Source organism: Pseudalkalibacillus sp. Hm43 (assembly GCF_054170705.1).
The window spans coordinates 2,693,641-2,706,768 of record NZ_CM135129.1 but is presented as its reverse complement, the minus strand read 5'-3'; the positions used below and the strand labels follow the sequence as shown (position 1 = coordinate 2,706,768).

15 protein-coding genes are annotated in these 13,128 nt (G+C 46.2%); all 15 read right to left on the bottom strand.

The window, feature by feature from the left end; all coding sequences use genetic code 11:
* Window positions 1-13 precede the first annotated feature (13 nt).
* The 15 genes from ACXQIQ_RS14275 to ACXQIQ_RS14205 all read right to left on the bottom strand — a co-directional run bounded on the left by ACXQIQ_RS14275 (window position 14) and on the right by ACXQIQ_RS14205 (window position 12,757).
* Window positions 14-541, bottom strand: a complete 528-nt coding sequence (locus ACXQIQ_RS14275; protein WP_439301693.1) for a chromate transporter — start codon at window positions 539-541, stop codon at window positions 14-16.
* Window positions 541-1,128, bottom strand: a complete 588-nt coding sequence (locus ACXQIQ_RS14270) for a chromate transporter (protein ID WP_439301694.1) — start codon at window positions 1,126-1,128, stop codon at window positions 541-543. Before ACXQIQ_RS14270 ends, ACXQIQ_RS14275 begins: the two co-directional genes overlap by 1 nt.
* Window positions 1,122-2,732 carry a gamma-glutamyltransferase family protein gene (locus ACXQIQ_RS14265; RefSeq protein WP_439301695.1) on the bottom strand — a complete coding sequence of 537 codons (1,611 nt, stop codon included), beginning with the start codon at window positions 2,730-2,732 and terminating at the stop codon, window positions 1,122-1,124. The genes ACXQIQ_RS14270 and ACXQIQ_RS14265 overlap by 7 nt, the downstream gene beginning before the upstream one ends.
* Window positions 2,733-3,060: 328 nt before the next feature.
* Window positions 3,061-3,465 (bottom strand): F0F1 ATP synthase subunit epsilon, encoded by a 405-nt coding sequence (locus ACXQIQ_RS14260; RefSeq protein ID WP_439301696.1) that lies wholly within the window; start codon window positions 3,463-3,465, stop codon window positions 3,061-3,063.
* Between the two features lie 26 nt (window positions 3,466-3,491).
* Entirely contained in the window at window positions 3,492-4,895 is a 1,404-nt protein-coding gene (atpD, locus tag ACXQIQ_RS14255; RefSeq protein WP_439301697.1) for a F0F1 ATP synthase subunit beta, read from the bottom strand.
* Between the two features lie 63 nt (window positions 4,896-4,958).
* Complete coding sequence (locus ACXQIQ_RS14250; protein WP_439301698.1) at window positions 4,959-5,819, bottom strand: F0F1 ATP synthase subunit gamma; 861 nt, start codon at window positions 5,817-5,819, stop codon at window positions 4,959-4,961.
* An 81-nt stretch (window positions 5,820-5,900) separates the two neighbouring features.
* Window positions 5,901-7,409 (bottom strand): F0F1 ATP synthase subunit alpha, encoded by a 1,509-nt coding sequence (gene atpA, locus ACXQIQ_RS14245; protein ID WP_439301699.1) that lies wholly within the window; start codon window positions 7,407-7,409, stop codon window positions 5,901-5,903.
* A gap of 25 nt (window positions 7,410-7,434) precedes the next feature.
* Window positions 7,435-7,983 carry a F0F1 ATP synthase subunit delta gene (locus ACXQIQ_RS14240; RefSeq protein ID WP_439301700.1) on the bottom strand — a complete coding sequence of 183 codons (549 nt, stop codon included), beginning with the start codon at window positions 7,981-7,983 and terminating at the stop codon, window positions 7,435-7,437.
* Complete coding sequence (locus tag ACXQIQ_RS14235) at window positions 7,980-8,525, bottom strand: F0F1 ATP synthase subunit B (protein ID WP_439301701.1); 546 nt, start codon at window positions 8,523-8,525, stop codon at window positions 7,980-7,982. The genes ACXQIQ_RS14240 and ACXQIQ_RS14235 overlap by 4 nt, the downstream gene beginning before the upstream one ends.
* 77 nt (window positions 8,526-8,602) lie before the next feature.
* Window positions 8,603-8,815: a F0F1 ATP synthase subunit C gene (atpE, locus tag ACXQIQ_RS14230; protein ID WP_226547468.1), complete on the bottom strand. Its 213-nt coding sequence runs from the start codon at window positions 8,813-8,815 to the stop codon at window positions 8,603-8,605.
* A gap of 102 nt (window positions 8,816-8,917) precedes the next feature.
* Complete coding sequence (gene atpB, locus ACXQIQ_RS14225) at window positions 8,918-9,628, bottom strand: F0F1 ATP synthase subunit A (protein ID WP_439302018.1); 711 nt, start codon at window positions 9,626-9,628, stop codon at window positions 8,918-8,920.
* A 25-nt stretch (window positions 9,629-9,653) separates the two neighbouring features.
* Complete coding sequence (locus ACXQIQ_RS14220) at window positions 9,654-10,034, bottom strand: ATP synthase subunit I (protein ID WP_439301702.1); 381 nt, start codon at window positions 10,032-10,034, stop codon at window positions 9,654-9,656.
* On the bottom strand, window positions 10,031-10,261 hold the full coding sequence (locus ACXQIQ_RS14215; protein ID WP_439301703.1) for an AtpZ/AtpI family protein: 231 nt from the start codon (window positions 10,259-10,261) through the stop codon (window positions 10,031-10,033). Before ACXQIQ_RS14215 ends, ACXQIQ_RS14220 begins: the two co-directional genes overlap by 4 nt.
* Before the next feature lie 246 nt (window positions 10,262-10,507).
* A complete protein-coding gene (gene upp, locus ACXQIQ_RS14210) occupies window positions 10,508-11,137 on the bottom strand; it encodes a uracil phosphoribosyltransferase (protein WP_226547472.1) in 630 nt (209 codons plus the stop codon).
* A 384-nt stretch (window positions 11,138-11,521) separates the two neighbouring features.
* Window positions 11,522-12,757: a serine hydroxymethyltransferase gene (locus ACXQIQ_RS14205; RefSeq protein WP_439301704.1), complete on the bottom strand. Its 1,236-nt coding sequence runs from the start codon at window positions 12,755-12,757 to the stop codon at window positions 11,522-11,524.
* Window positions 12,758-13,128: the final 371 nt, after the last annotated feature.

Genomic DNA, 13,128 nt, shown 5'->3' with positions numbered 1-13,128 from the left:
GCTGTGGTTCTCTTTATAGAAATAGTGCTCCGTAAACGAGCGCCCCTGCGATGACAATCGCGGGATGGATACGGAAACGGACGAGCGTCAGATAACTCGCAGCCAATAGTATGATGGTTTGCAAGATTCCGCTGTTGGCGTACGAACTTTGGAAAAACTGGAACGCCATCACCCCAAGCAACACCGCAATCGCAGGTCGTACGGTAATCGTCATACGCTTCACTTTTTCCGATTCTTTATATTTCATCAATACTTTTAACAGGATGATCATCAAAAGTAAGGATGGCGCAACGGTTGCGAAAACACCGACCACAGCTCCTAGCCAACCGCCCTCGGCGTACCCGATGTATCCCGCCATCTTCGTAGCAATCGGTCCTGGCAGTGCATTTCCGAGTGCGAGCACTTCACTGAACTCCTCGGTCGTCATCCATTCATACCGGTCGACGACTTCATTTTCAACGAGCGGAATGGAAGCGGGTCCACCGCCATATCCGAGCACACCCGGAATGAAGAAAGCAAGGAAGATTTTCCAATAAAGCATTACTCCTCCCTCCTTCTTTTACCGCCAAAAAGTGCATACAGCAGTAAGATGGCAATTAAGATTCCAGGGTGTATATGAAGAAATTCCATCACAATCAGAGAGATGACAATAAACACGATGGCTACTGTCCATCCCATGCCTTCCTTCGACTTTTTCGTGAACTGCCAGGTGAGCTGTGCGAGCATGAACCCGACGACCGGAACAACCGCATTCGTCATCCCTTGCACCCACGGCTTGTCTTTGTACATGCTGAGCGTCGTCAGCAAGGCAATCATCGCAATGATCGAAGGTAAAATCGTCGCTAACACAGCGTTAATTATACCGATTGGTCCTGCTACCCGATACCCGATGTAGCCTGCGAGTTTCGTGGCGATCGGTCCTGGGAGAGTGTTACCGAGCGCGAGCAAATCTCCGAATTCGTCATCCGTAAACCAACGATAATGCTCAACGACTTCTTTATGAACAAGAGGGATGGAAGAAGGACCTCCTCCATACCCAAAAATGCCTACTCTGAAAAATGCTAGGAATAAGGCAAGTTGTTTATTGTGCTTCTTTTCTGGTTGAGTAGCCTCGTTTCCTTCTACCAAGCAGCAACACTTCCATCTGTCCTGGATTCGGTCCCTCCAGCTAGCACACCTGTTTCAGGGTCATGCCAGATGATCTGTCCACGTCCGAAAGGTCCACCGTCTAGTGCAACCTGGATGTGATGCCCTTTTCTAGCGAGCGCTTGAGCAATATGGTTCGGGAAGTTGGGTTCAACGAGTACTTTTTTATCCTCCATCCATTGCCATCTCGGAGCATCAAGTGCCGCTTGCGGGTTGAGGTGGAAGTCGATTGTGTTCATAGCGACTTGGAGGTGTCCTTGTGGTTGCATGAATCCACCCATGACGCCGAACGGTCCGACAGCCTGGTCCCCTTTTGTCAGAAAGCCTGGAATGATCGTATGGAATGTCTTTTTACCGCCTTCCAAACGGTTATCGTGATCCGGATCCATCGAAAAATTGTGTCCTCTATTTTGTAGGGCAATTCCAGTACCCGGTACCACGAGGCCGGATCCGAAGCCCATGTAATTGCTCTGTATGAACGAGACCATGTTGCCTTCACCGTCTGCTGTTGCCAGGTAAACCGTTCCTCCTTTTGGAGGTTCACCCGGTTCTGGTTGGAGCGCTTGCTCGCCGATGAGCTTTCGACGTTCTTCAGCATATGTATCGGATAATAGTCCTTGGACGGAGCGTTCCATCTTCCTTCCTTCTGTTACATAGTGGAGACCGTCCGTAAATGAAAGTTTCATTGCTTCAATCTGTTTGTGGAACGTATCGGCATCCTCCCGACTCGTAAACTCATAGCCTTTGAGGATATTGAGTGCCATAAGCGCAATGATTCCCTGTCCGTTCGGAGGAATCTCCCAAACTTTATATCCTCGGTAGTCCACCCCGATCGGATCGACCCATTCAGGCTCATAGTCTGCTAGGTCCTCTTTTCTTATGAAGCCATCATATTTTCGCGAGAATGCATCGATTTGATCGGCTATTTTCCCACGGTAAAAAGATTCCGCTTTCGTTTCAGCGATTTCTCTCAGTGTGGCTGCGTGGCCTTCCGAGCGCCACACTTCACCGATTTCAGGTGCTTTTCCTTCTGGTGCGAATGTGTCGAACCAGTGCTTGAACTCATCTGTCGTCAGTGCTTTTTTGAAGTGGTCAGCTGCAGACTTCCAAAACTTTCCGAGCGTCGGGGAGACCGGGTATCCATTCTCCGCGTACTCGATTGCAGGTGCCAGCACTTCGGTTAACGGAAGGTTTCCGAATCGCTCAGATAAAGTAGCCCATGCACTCGGTGCACCTGGTACAGTGACCGGCGTCCATCCGAATTTCGGGATCTCCTCCATTCCTTTTTCTTTCAGACCCTCAATAGAAATCGACTTTGGAGACGGTCCACTCGCGTTCAGCCCGTGCAGTTTCCCCTTCATCCAAACGAGTGCAAAAGCATCCCCTCCGATTCCGTTGGAGGTCGGTTCCACAACAGTCAGGCATGCAGCTGTCGCAATCGCCGCATCAACTGCATTTCCTCCCTTTTTTAAAATATCCAAACCAGCTTGTGCCGCGAGTGGTTGCGATGTCGCAACCATTCCTTTTTTAGCGAATGTCGTCATTCTTTGCGATGGATACGGGTTATGTAAATAGTCCTGATTCATGCGTACTTCATCCTCTCATTTCCAAATCACGTTATTTCCATTATATCGAGAATGAGCGAGCGTTCAATTATTTTGTCTGAAAATTCTGTTTTGAAAGGTCGAAACAAATCAATTTGGAAAGGATTTTCCTAAAAATCCTTCCTTTTAGATGTATGTTTAGGAAGACTTGGGGAACTTTCCTTCCGTCTTGTGGACTTTCATGCTGACTTAGGGAACTTTTTGGGGAACTTGTGGAACTTTGACGCTTACTTGGGGAACTCAGCACTTTTTTTACTACATAATCTGAATAGAAAAAAGACCCTTTCGTCTCCGAAAGGGTCTTCCTCATTTATTTTCCTGCGATGTTGATACGGTTGACTGCACGATTCAGAGCAAGCTCTGCACGCGCAAAATCAACACCTTCTTGCTTGGATTTCTGCAGACGTTGTTCTGCACGCTCTTTCGCAGCTTGAGCACGATCGACGTTGATGTCGTTCGCAAGCTCAGCAGCTTGAGCAAGAATGGTAACCTTTTCAGGTCGTACTTCTATAAATCCACCACTAACAGCCAAGATCTGTGTATTGTTTTCCTTCTTGATGCGGATCGCATTAATGGTTAACGGTGCTACAAGCGGAACGTGGCCTGGCAGGATTCCAAGCTCACCGCTGGTGGCTTTCGCGCTGACCATTTCTGCGCCTGTCTCGTCATACACAGGGCCATCAGGGGTGACGACACTTACTGCGAATGTCTTCATGAAACCCCTCCTCGGGCCAAATATCTTTAAGCCATTTGTTTCGCTTTATCTACTACTTCTTCGATACGTCCTACAAGACGGAATGCGTCTTCAGGAAGATCGTCATGCTTACCTTCAAGAATTTCTTTGAATCCTTTGATCGTTTCTTTAACAGGTACATAAGATCCTTTTTGACCAGTGAACTGTTCAGCAACGTGGAAGTTTTGAGATAAGAAGAACTGGATACGACGTGCACGAGATACCGTCATCTTGTCTTCGTCACTCAACTCATCCATACCAAGGATTGCGATGATGTCTTGAAGTTCTTTATAACGTTGAAGCGTTTGCTGTACTTGACGCGCAACGTTGTAGTGCTCTTCTCCAACGATTTCAGGTGCAAGTGCACGAGATGTTGAAGCAAGCGGGTCAACCGCTGGGTAGATACCCATTTCAGAAAGCTTACGCTCAAGGTTCGTTGTTGCATCCAAGTGGGCGAACGTCGTCGCTGGAGCCGGGTCAGTGTAGTCATCGGCAGGTACATAGATCGCCTGGATAGACGTTACGGAACCTTTCTTCGTAGATGTGATACGCTCCTGTAATTGACCCATTTCAGTAGCAAGTGTCGGCTGGTAACCAACCGCTGAAGGCATACGGCCTAGTAGGGCTGATACCTCAGAACCTGCTTGTGTGAAACGGAAGATGTTGTCGATGAAGAACAATACGTCTTGTCCTTGCTCGTCACGGAAGTATTCCGCCATTGTCAATCCAGTCAGGGCAACACGTTGACGTGCTCCTGGTGGTTCGTTCATCTGACCGAATACCATCGCTGTCTTTTTGATAACGCCGGAATCCGTCATTTCGTGGTAAAGGTCATTACCTTCACGTGTACGCTCTCCAACACCTGCGAATACGGAAATACCACCATGCTCTTGAGCGATGTTGTTGATAAGCTCCTGGATCAATACCGTCTTACCAACTCCTGCTCCTCCGAACAATCCGATCTTACCACCCTTAACGTATGGTGCAAGAAGGTCAACGACTTTAATTCCTGTTTCAAGGATTTCAGTCTTTGTTGTTAATTGGTCGAATTTTGGAGCTTCGCGGTGAATCGGATCGCGTTGTACGTCTGCGCCGATTTCCTCATCAAGGTCGATTTTCTCACCTAATACGTTAAAAACACGACCTAATGTTGCGTCACCTACTGGTACCGAGATCGGTGATCCAGTATCAATTGCTTCCGTTCCTCTTACGAGTCCGTCGGTGGAAGCCATCGCGACGGTACGAACAGTATCATCACCAAGGTGAAGTGAAACCTCAAGCGTCAACTCGATGTTCTTTTCGCCCTCAGTGGTTTGGACTCTAAGTGCATTGTAAATCTCAGGCAGGTTCCCGCTCTCGAACTGTACGTCGACAACTGGACCCATGACTTGAGTGATGCGTCCTTTGTTCATGTTTTTCCCTCCTAACGTCCTTTTGAGGATGCTTTTATGTTTCTGACCACATGGTCGAAAGGTCTATTCAAGCGCAGCTGCTCCACCAACGATCTCGGTGATCTCTTGTGTGATCGCTGCCTGACGTGCACGGTTGTAGGAAAGCGTAAGACTGCCGATAATATCGTCTGCATTATCCGTCGCACTCTTCATCGCTGTCATACGAGAAGCATGTTCACTTGCTTTCGCATCCAGTAAAGCACCATAAATCAAGCTTTCCGCATACTGAGGAAGCAATTCTTCAAGAATTTCTTCTTCAGATGGCTCGTATTCATAGGAGCTTTTCGCCTTTTCCTCTCCTGCGATGTCAGAAAGTGGCAACAACTTCTTTTCTGTGAGGTCCTGTTGGATCGCACTCACATAATGGTTGTAGTACATGTACAGCTCATCGTACTCTTCGTCCGCGAATCGTTTCACAGCTTCACTTGCAATGGATTTGATTTCCGCAAATTCAGGTTGGTCATCAATTCCTACAATGCTGTCAAGGACAGGCATGTTGCGGTTTTTGAAGAAGCTGAGTCCGACTTTACCGACGACGATGATCGTATACTCATCAGTCGACTTATGTCGTTCTTTGATCGTACGGAACACGTGACGAAGGACGTTACTGTTGTATGGACCGGCTAGGCCTCGGTCTGAAGTGATGACGAGGTATCCAGTCTTTTTGACAGGTCGAGATTGAAGCATTGGGTGACGGGCATTTGAGCTGCCACTTGCAATACCAGATACGACCTCTTGGATTTTATCCATGTAAGGTACGAAGGATTTCGCATTGTTTTCAGCCTGGTTCAATTTCGCAGCTGAAACCATCTCCATCGCTTTCGTAATTTGTTTCGTCTTTTTCGTAGAATTAATACGCGTTTTTATATCACGTAACGATGCCACTCGTTTCACCACCTTTATAAAGGGGACGAAATGGTGTCCGTCCCATTATGATCCGTTTGAAAGCGTCGGTTGATCTAAAAATTACTCAGATACAACGAACGTTTTCTTGAATTCGTTGATTGCGTTATTGAAGTCGTCTTCTTCAGGAAGGTTTCCAGTTTCACGGATTCCAGCAAGCAATTCCTTACGGTTATGATCTAACCAAGTATGGTATTCTGCTTCGAAACGTGTGATATCTTCAACTGGAATATCGTCTAAGAAGCCGCGCGTCAACGCATAAAGGCTGGCAACCTGCTTTTCAACAGCAAGTGGCTTGTGAAGGCCTTGCTTCAATACTTCAACCGTACGAGCACCACGGTTCAATTTCGCTTGAGTCGCTTTATCAAGGTCAGATCCAAATTGTGCGAATGCTTCTAGCTCACGGTAAGATGCCAAGTCAAGACGTAGCGTACCGGATACTTTCTTCATCGCTTTGATTTGTGCGGATCCTCCAACACGGGATACGGATAGACCTGCGTTTACCGCTGGACGTACACCGGAGAAGAAGAGATCGGATTGCAAGAAGATCTGTCCGTCTGTAATCGAGATAACGTTTGTCGGGATATAAGCCGAAACGTCACCCGCTTGTGTTTCGATGAATGGAAGGGCAGTAAGTGAACCTCCGCCTTTCGCATCACTCAACTTCGCTGCACGCTCTAGTAAGCGAGAGTGTAGGTAGAAGACATCCCCTGGGAATGCTTCACGACCTGGAGGACGACGAAGTAGTAGTGACAGTTCACGGTATGCAGCCGCTTGTTTAGAAAGATCATCATAGATCAACAATACGTGCTTACCGTTGTACATGAATTCTTCACCCATTGTTACCCCAGCATATGGAGCAAGGTAAAGAAGTGGAGCTGGTTGGGACGCACTCGCTGTTACGACGATTGTGTAATCAAGTGCTCCGTGCTCACGTAGTGTTTCAACAACACCTGCAACCGTTGATTCTTTCTGACCGATTGCAACGTAGATACAAATCATATCTTCGTCTTTTTGGTTCAAGATCGTGTCGATTGCGATTGCTGTTTTACCTGTTTGACGGTCTCCGATGATCAACTCACGCTGACCACGACCGATCGGAATAAGGGAGTCGATCGCCTTGATTCCTGTTTGAAGCGGCTCGTGTACGGATTTACGATCCATAACACCTGGTGCCGGACTTTCGATTGGACGAGTTTTGGAAGTCTCAATTGCACCCTTACCATCAACTGGTTGTCCAAGAGAGTTAACGACACGTCCTAGAAGTTCTTCACCTACAGGTACCTCCATGATACGGCCTGTACGCTTCACTTCATCGCCTTCACGGATATCGACATAAGGTCCAAGGATGATGATACCGACGTTGTTTTCCTCAAGGTTTTGGGCCATACCCATTACACCGTTGGAGAATTCAACGAGCTCACCAGCCATGACATTGTCTAATCCATGGACACGTGCGATTCCGTCACCGACTTGGATGACAGTACCGACATCACTTACTTCTATTTCAGAAGAATAGTTTTCAATTTGTTGTTTAATTAGCGAACTAATTTCTTCCGCTTTTATGCTCATGAATTTCACCCCTATCGTACTCGTCTCACTCGGAGACTAATTGACGTTGAATTCGGTTCAACTTACCACTAACACTTCCGTCGAAGATACGGTTACCGATTTTGACTTTGATCCCACCGATCAAGTCTTGATCGATTACGTTTTCGACGCGAAGTTCTTTGACGTTGATACGTTCAGAGAATGTTCTGGAGATCTCCTGTTGCTCTTCTTCAGTAAGAAGGCGGACGGAGTAGACCGTAGCATCTGCAATGCCGCGCTCTTCATTCGCCAGTAAGATGTATTGGTCGACCATATTCGGAATCATTGCTTCGCGTTTACGGTCTACCATCAATAAAATCGTATTGTGAACAGGTTCAGAAACTTCAGATCCGATCACCTTCGAAAGCAAGCTTTTCTTGTCTTCGGCAGAGATTTTCGGATGGTTCAAGATGGTGAGTAACTTCTCATTCTCTTCGATGATGGATTGAACGCTGCGAAGCTCTTTTTCGACTTGATCAAGAGAGCCTTTCTCTTTTACAACATCAAATAGAGCTGCTGCGTATCGCTTTGCTACAGATTCTGTGTCCTTGCTCATCGACCTTCGCCTACCTCTTTAAGATAATCATTCACAAGTTTCTGTTGAGCTTGCTCATCCAATTCCTTGGTGATTACCTTAGAAGCAATTTGTACAGAAAGTGTTGCAACTTCATTACGCAACGTTTGTACAGCTTGCTCTTTTTCACGGTCGATTTCAGAAAGTGCAGATTCCTTCATGCGGTTTGCTTCTTCACGAGCAGCGCGAAGGATGTCCTCACCTTGTTGCTCACCTTGCTTCTTAGCTGCTTCGATCAATGCTTGTGCTTCTTTACGTGCTTCTTTCAAAGCCGCAGTCTGCTCATCTAAGTATGACTGAGCTTCTTTTCGGCTTTTTTCAGCTTCGTTTATTTCGTTAGAGATATGCTCTTCACGCTTTTTCATGATGCCCATCAATGGACCCCATGCATATTTACGCAGTAAGAAAAGTAAAACGATGAACGCTAGTAACTGGAACAGGATATCTCCTGTATTAACACCGGCACCCGCACCCAAAACAAGATTGTCAGGATTCAAGAAATGCACAGCGGTTCCTCCCTTCATTGGTCATACATAAGGAATGGCGAGGTCTCACACAGACTTCGCCATTATGAAAACTTCGGTAGAATCGTTACTCGTTATTAACCACCAAGTACGATGAACGCGATAACGACACCGATGATTGGAAGTGCCTCAACTAGTGCGATACCGATGAACATTGTTGTTTGAAGCGTACCACGCAATTCTGGTTGACGAGCGATTCCTTCAACTGTACGTCCTACGATAAGACCGTTACCTACACCGGCACCAATTGCCGCTAGACCTACTGCAATTGCAGCTGCGATTAAATTCATTTAAATTTCCTCCTTGGAATTGTATTATTTTATAATTTCTTCCCATTATGGGGTTGTACACAGAGTTAAAATTGAACCTTTTACTGTAGAGCTTTGTGAGCTCTAGTGTTCATCACTGACTTTATGTGCCATGTAAACCATTGTCAGCATTGTAAAAATGAATGCCTGGATGACACCGACAAAGATACTGAATCCTTGCCACACCATCATCGGTAGGAAGGATAAGACCCCTGCAAAAATTCCTGCAGTACCAGCTCCTGCTAACAAGGCTAGCAATACTTCACCGGCATAAATGTTACCGTAAAGTCGAAGACCTAGTGTCAACGTGTTGGCGAATTCCTCAATGATTTTCAAAGGGAACATAAATTTCATCGGTTTGAAGAATTCACTACCGTATGATTTAGTTCCTTTCACTTTGATCGCGTAGAAGTGAGTCAATACGACTACCATTACAGCGAGTGTCAATGTGATGGTTGGATCAGCTGTTGGTGATTTCCACCAAAGCTCATGATCGATCGCGATTGCAAACGGAAGTCCTAACATGTTCGAGACGAATATGTACATGATAATCGTCAAACCTAGTGTCAAGAATCGACCTCCAGTCTTCCAGTCCATGGTGCTGTTGATGATTCCTTTTACAAAATCGATCAGCCATTCCATGAAGTTCTGCATACCAGATGGACGCATTTGCAAACTACGTGAGCCGAGTACGGCAATGATGAACACAATTACAGAAGCAATCGTAATCATCAGGATGTTCGATGGGTTAAAAGTTAAACCTAATAGTTCAAGATGTGGCGCTTCGTGTTCCAATTCTTTCACCTCTCTTCCCCAAAGTTCAGTTTCGTTTTGATGCAAAGTAAAAATCTATCAACATGATGAGATATATCATGAGTAAACCTACGACTACGGAAATCAAGTCAAAGTATTCAGGAAATCGGGTCGCGACCAGAACGGCAAGCCCGGCGGTCATCAACCTGGATAAGGAGCCCATCGTCCGAACCTTCGTGCCTTCAACGACAGCTTGTCCGACGCGGTCGATCTTGCGATGCATCGACCATACGTTCAGAATGCTCACAGCAATTCCCAACAACAGTCCGAGAAAGACTGTTTTGTAGCTTGTGAACCCCCAACCTAGTACGAAAATCGAAGCTAAGTATAGTCCGTATTTTATGTATCGACGGAACGCATTGTTGTAAGTTGAGAGGTTTTCGGTCATTGTTCGCCTTCTTCTCCAAAAAATCGCTGAATTAACTTGATGGTCCCGTAAACTCCTGCTGCCAAGCCAAGAAACAGTCCGATGATCATAAGAAACGGTGCTGTGTCAAAGGTACGATCCAACCACATGCCTCCGAAAATGCCGACCAGAATGGTACCGACGAGTTGCGAGAGGATTCCAGACATGAGAGCCATTGAATGAAAGGGTGATCGTTTATCAGTGCGCATTTGCCGCACCCCTTTTCTTTGGACTTGATTTTGAGGTCATCAGGTGAGTCAATTCCTGATTATTTTGTGGAGTATTTTACGAGATTCGGATGTAGCGAAAAAGCTTTATATGATGCGTATGAAAACCTTATCATACATCCTTTGTAAGAATACTATAGCCACTAGTACATGTCAATTGCGTTACAGGCAATTTCTATGGTAAGATTTGAAAACTTTTTGAACCTTTTGGCTTTATGTTTTCAACGTTTATTTCGTACCGAACAAACGGTCTCCTGCATCACCTAAACCTGGTACGATGTACCCCTTTTCGTTCAGGTATTCATCAAGCGCTCCGAGATAGATGTCAACATCAGGATGTGCCTCTTGGACCATTTTGACGCCTTCAGGAGCTGCGATCAGACACATGAGCTTGATATTCTGTGCGCCACGCTTTTTCAGTGACTCGATTGCTGCCACTGCAGAACCGCCTGTTGCAAGCATCGGATCGATTACGATGAGTTCACGTTCTTCAACATCACTTGGAAGCTTCACATAATACTCGACCGGTTGGAGAGTTTCAGGGTCGCGATATAATCCGACGTGCCCTACCTTTGCCGCTGGAATCAGCTTCAGGATCCCGTCGACCATTCCTAGTCCTGCACGAAGGATCGGTACCAATCCAAGCTTCTTACCCGCAATTGTATATGCTTTTGCTTCCGAAACCGGTGTTTGGACCGTTACTTCTTGGAGTGGTAATTCTCGGGTGATTTCGAATGCCATCAATGCTGCCACTTCATCGACAAGCTCACGGAATTCTTTCGTCCCTGTCGATACATCACGAATGTATGTAATCTTATGTTGGATCAGCGGGTGTTCCAGAACGTGTACTTTACTCATTCATCATCTCTCCTTCAAAAAGTTTATGAGGTTTGTAACTTGTCTTAAAACCTGAAAGAATACGAACTTAGCAGGTTTTTTGCCTCTCGAAAATTGTACAGAAAAAAGGTGTGAAGTTCAACACGAATCAGCAGGAAATAACAGGAGAAGCCAAAAACAGTACCAAAGTGATAACTGCCCAAAATGATCTGCAGTACCTCTGCAGTACTCAACTGTACCAGGTACCATTTTGTAACCCTTGTGCCGTAAGGGTTTGTATTTGGTGCCTGGCACCGATTGAAATCCCTTGTGCCCCAAGGCGTCCGAGTCGGTGCCAGGTACTGCACTTTCATTCAAATAAAAGAGGCGACCTTTGCGGGTCGCCTTTCCTATTAATATAGGGTTCTATACGTAGAGCTCATATTTTGAGGATAATTTTTCCACACGTTGTGCTGCTTCTTGTTGCTTGGCTTCGTCTTCCGGGTTGCGGAGGACGAGTGCAATGATGGATGCAATTTCCTTCATATCTTCTTGCGTGAATCCTCTTGTCGTCACAGCTGCCGTTCCAAGTCGTAGTCCACTCGTGACGAACGGGCTTTCCGGATCGAAAGGAATCGTGTTTTTGTTTGTTGTAATACCGACTTCATCTAGAAGGTGTTCGGCAACTTTACCTGTTACATTCATACCACGGACATCCACGAGCAATAAGTGATTGTCAGTACCACCCGATACAAGTGACAGCCCTTCTTCTTTTAATGCTTCACCAAGTACGCGTGCGTTGTCTATGATGTTCTTGGAGTAGTCTTTGAAGTCCTCTTGCAACGCTTCACCGAACGCTACTGCTTTCGCTGCAATGACATGCATCAATGGACCGCCCTGAATTCCAGGGAAGATCGACTTGTCGATTTTCTTCGCGAACTCTTCCTTACAGAGGATCAATCCGCCACGAGGTCCGCGCAACGTTTTATGAGTCGTAGACGTAACGAAGTCTGCATACGGAACCGGGCTCGGATGGAGACCAGTCGCGACCAATCCAGCAATATGCGCCATATCAACCATCAAGTATGCGCCGACTTCATCTGCGATTTCGCGGAACTTTTTAAAATCAATCTCTCTTGGATATGCACTAGCTCCAGCTACGATCAGCTTCGGCTGGTGTTCGCGTGCCAACGCAAGGACATCATCGTATTGAATCGTATGGTCTTTCTCATCTACACCATACTCGACAAAGTTATATAGTTTACCGCTGAAGTTGACCGGACTTCCGTGTGTCAGGTGTCCCCCGTGTGAAAGGTTCATCCCAAGCACAGTGTCTCCCGGTTCTAACACAGTAAAATAGACGCCCATGTTCGCTTGAGCCCCTGAGTGTGGCTGTACGTTCGCATGTTCCGCTCCGAACAATTTCTTCGCGCGATCTCTCGCCAGATTTTCCACGACATCGACGTACTCACATCCGCCATAGTAACGGCGTCCTGGATAGCCTTCCGCATACTTGTTTGTAAGGACGGATCCTTGTGCTTCCATGACAGCCTGGCTGACAAAGTTTTCAGATGCAATCAACTCTATCTTGTTCCGTTGACGACCTAGTTCATCCTGTATCGAATTGAATAGTTCTGCATCTTGCTTCTTAAGTTGTTCCATGGTTTCACTCCTTTACTGACCTCAACTGCATTTTTTCGAAATTTCACAACAAATCTATTTTATCATTATTACAATAGTCCTGTAATGGTAAACTCTTATTTTTAAAACTAAGTAGAGGATTCAAGGTGTTGGAAGGCAAAAGAGTTAGCTATAGTGCCTTGAGGGCTAGCGCTATTTTGGGAAGGATCAGCCCTCTATCCTTCCCGAAATGTGTGCTTACCTCACTTTGGGGCAGGATAAGTCCTCTATCCTTCCCGAAATGCTATGCTTACTCCACTTTGGGGCAGGATAGCGCTCTTATTCATTACCTTCATTCCTGTTTTTTGCTCCGATAGGGATGATTAGCATCTATTCATTACCATCAACCCTGT

Excerpts from the sequence above, each read along its gene's own strand:
- ACXQIQ_RS14275 (WP_439301693.1), bottom strand. The coding sequence starts at position 541 with ATGCTTTATTGGAAAATCTTCCTTGCTTTCTTCATTCCGGGTGTGCTC.
- ACXQIQ_RS14265 (WP_439301695.1), bottom strand. The coding sequence starts at position 2,732 with ATGAATCAGGACTATTTACATAACCCGTATCCATCGCAAAGAATGACG.
- ACXQIQ_RS14260 (WP_439301696.1), bottom strand. The coding sequence starts at position 3,465 with ATGAAGACATTCGCAGTAAGTGTCGTCACCCCTGATGGCCCTGTGTAT.
- atpD (WP_439301697.1), bottom strand. The coding sequence starts at position 4,895 with ATGAACAAAGGACGCATCACTCAAGTCATGGGTCCAGTTGTCGACGTA.
- atpA (WP_439301699.1), bottom strand. The coding sequence starts at position 7,409 with ATGAGCATAAAAGCGGAAGAAATTAGTTCGCTAATTAAACAACAAATT.
- ACXQIQ_RS14240 (WP_439301700.1), bottom strand. The coding sequence starts at position 7,983 with ATGAGCAAGGACACAGAATCTGTAGCAAAGCGATACGCAGCAGCTCTA.
- ACXQIQ_RS14235 (WP_439301701.1), bottom strand. The coding sequence starts at position 8,525 with ATGAAGGGAGGAACCGCTGTGCATTTCTTGAATCCTGACAATCTTGTT.
- atpE (WP_226547468.1), bottom strand. The coding sequence starts at position 8,815 with ATGAATTTAATCGCAGCTGCAATTGCAGTAGGTCTAGCGGCAATTGGT.
- ACXQIQ_RS14220 (WP_439301702.1), bottom strand. The coding sequence starts at position 10,034 with ATGACCGAAAACCTCTCAACTTACAACAATGCGTTCCGTCGATACATA.
- ACXQIQ_RS14215 (WP_439301703.1), bottom strand. The coding sequence starts at position 10,261 with ATGCGCACTGATAAACGATCACCCTTTCATTCAATGGCTCTCATGTCT.
- upp (WP_226547472.1), bottom strand. The coding sequence starts at position 11,137 with ATGAGTAAAGTACACGTTCTGGAACACCCGCTGATCCAACATAAGATT.
- ACXQIQ_RS14205 (WP_439301704.1), bottom strand. The coding sequence starts at position 12,757 with ATGGAACAACTTAAGAAGCAAGATGCAGAACTATTCAATTCGATACAG.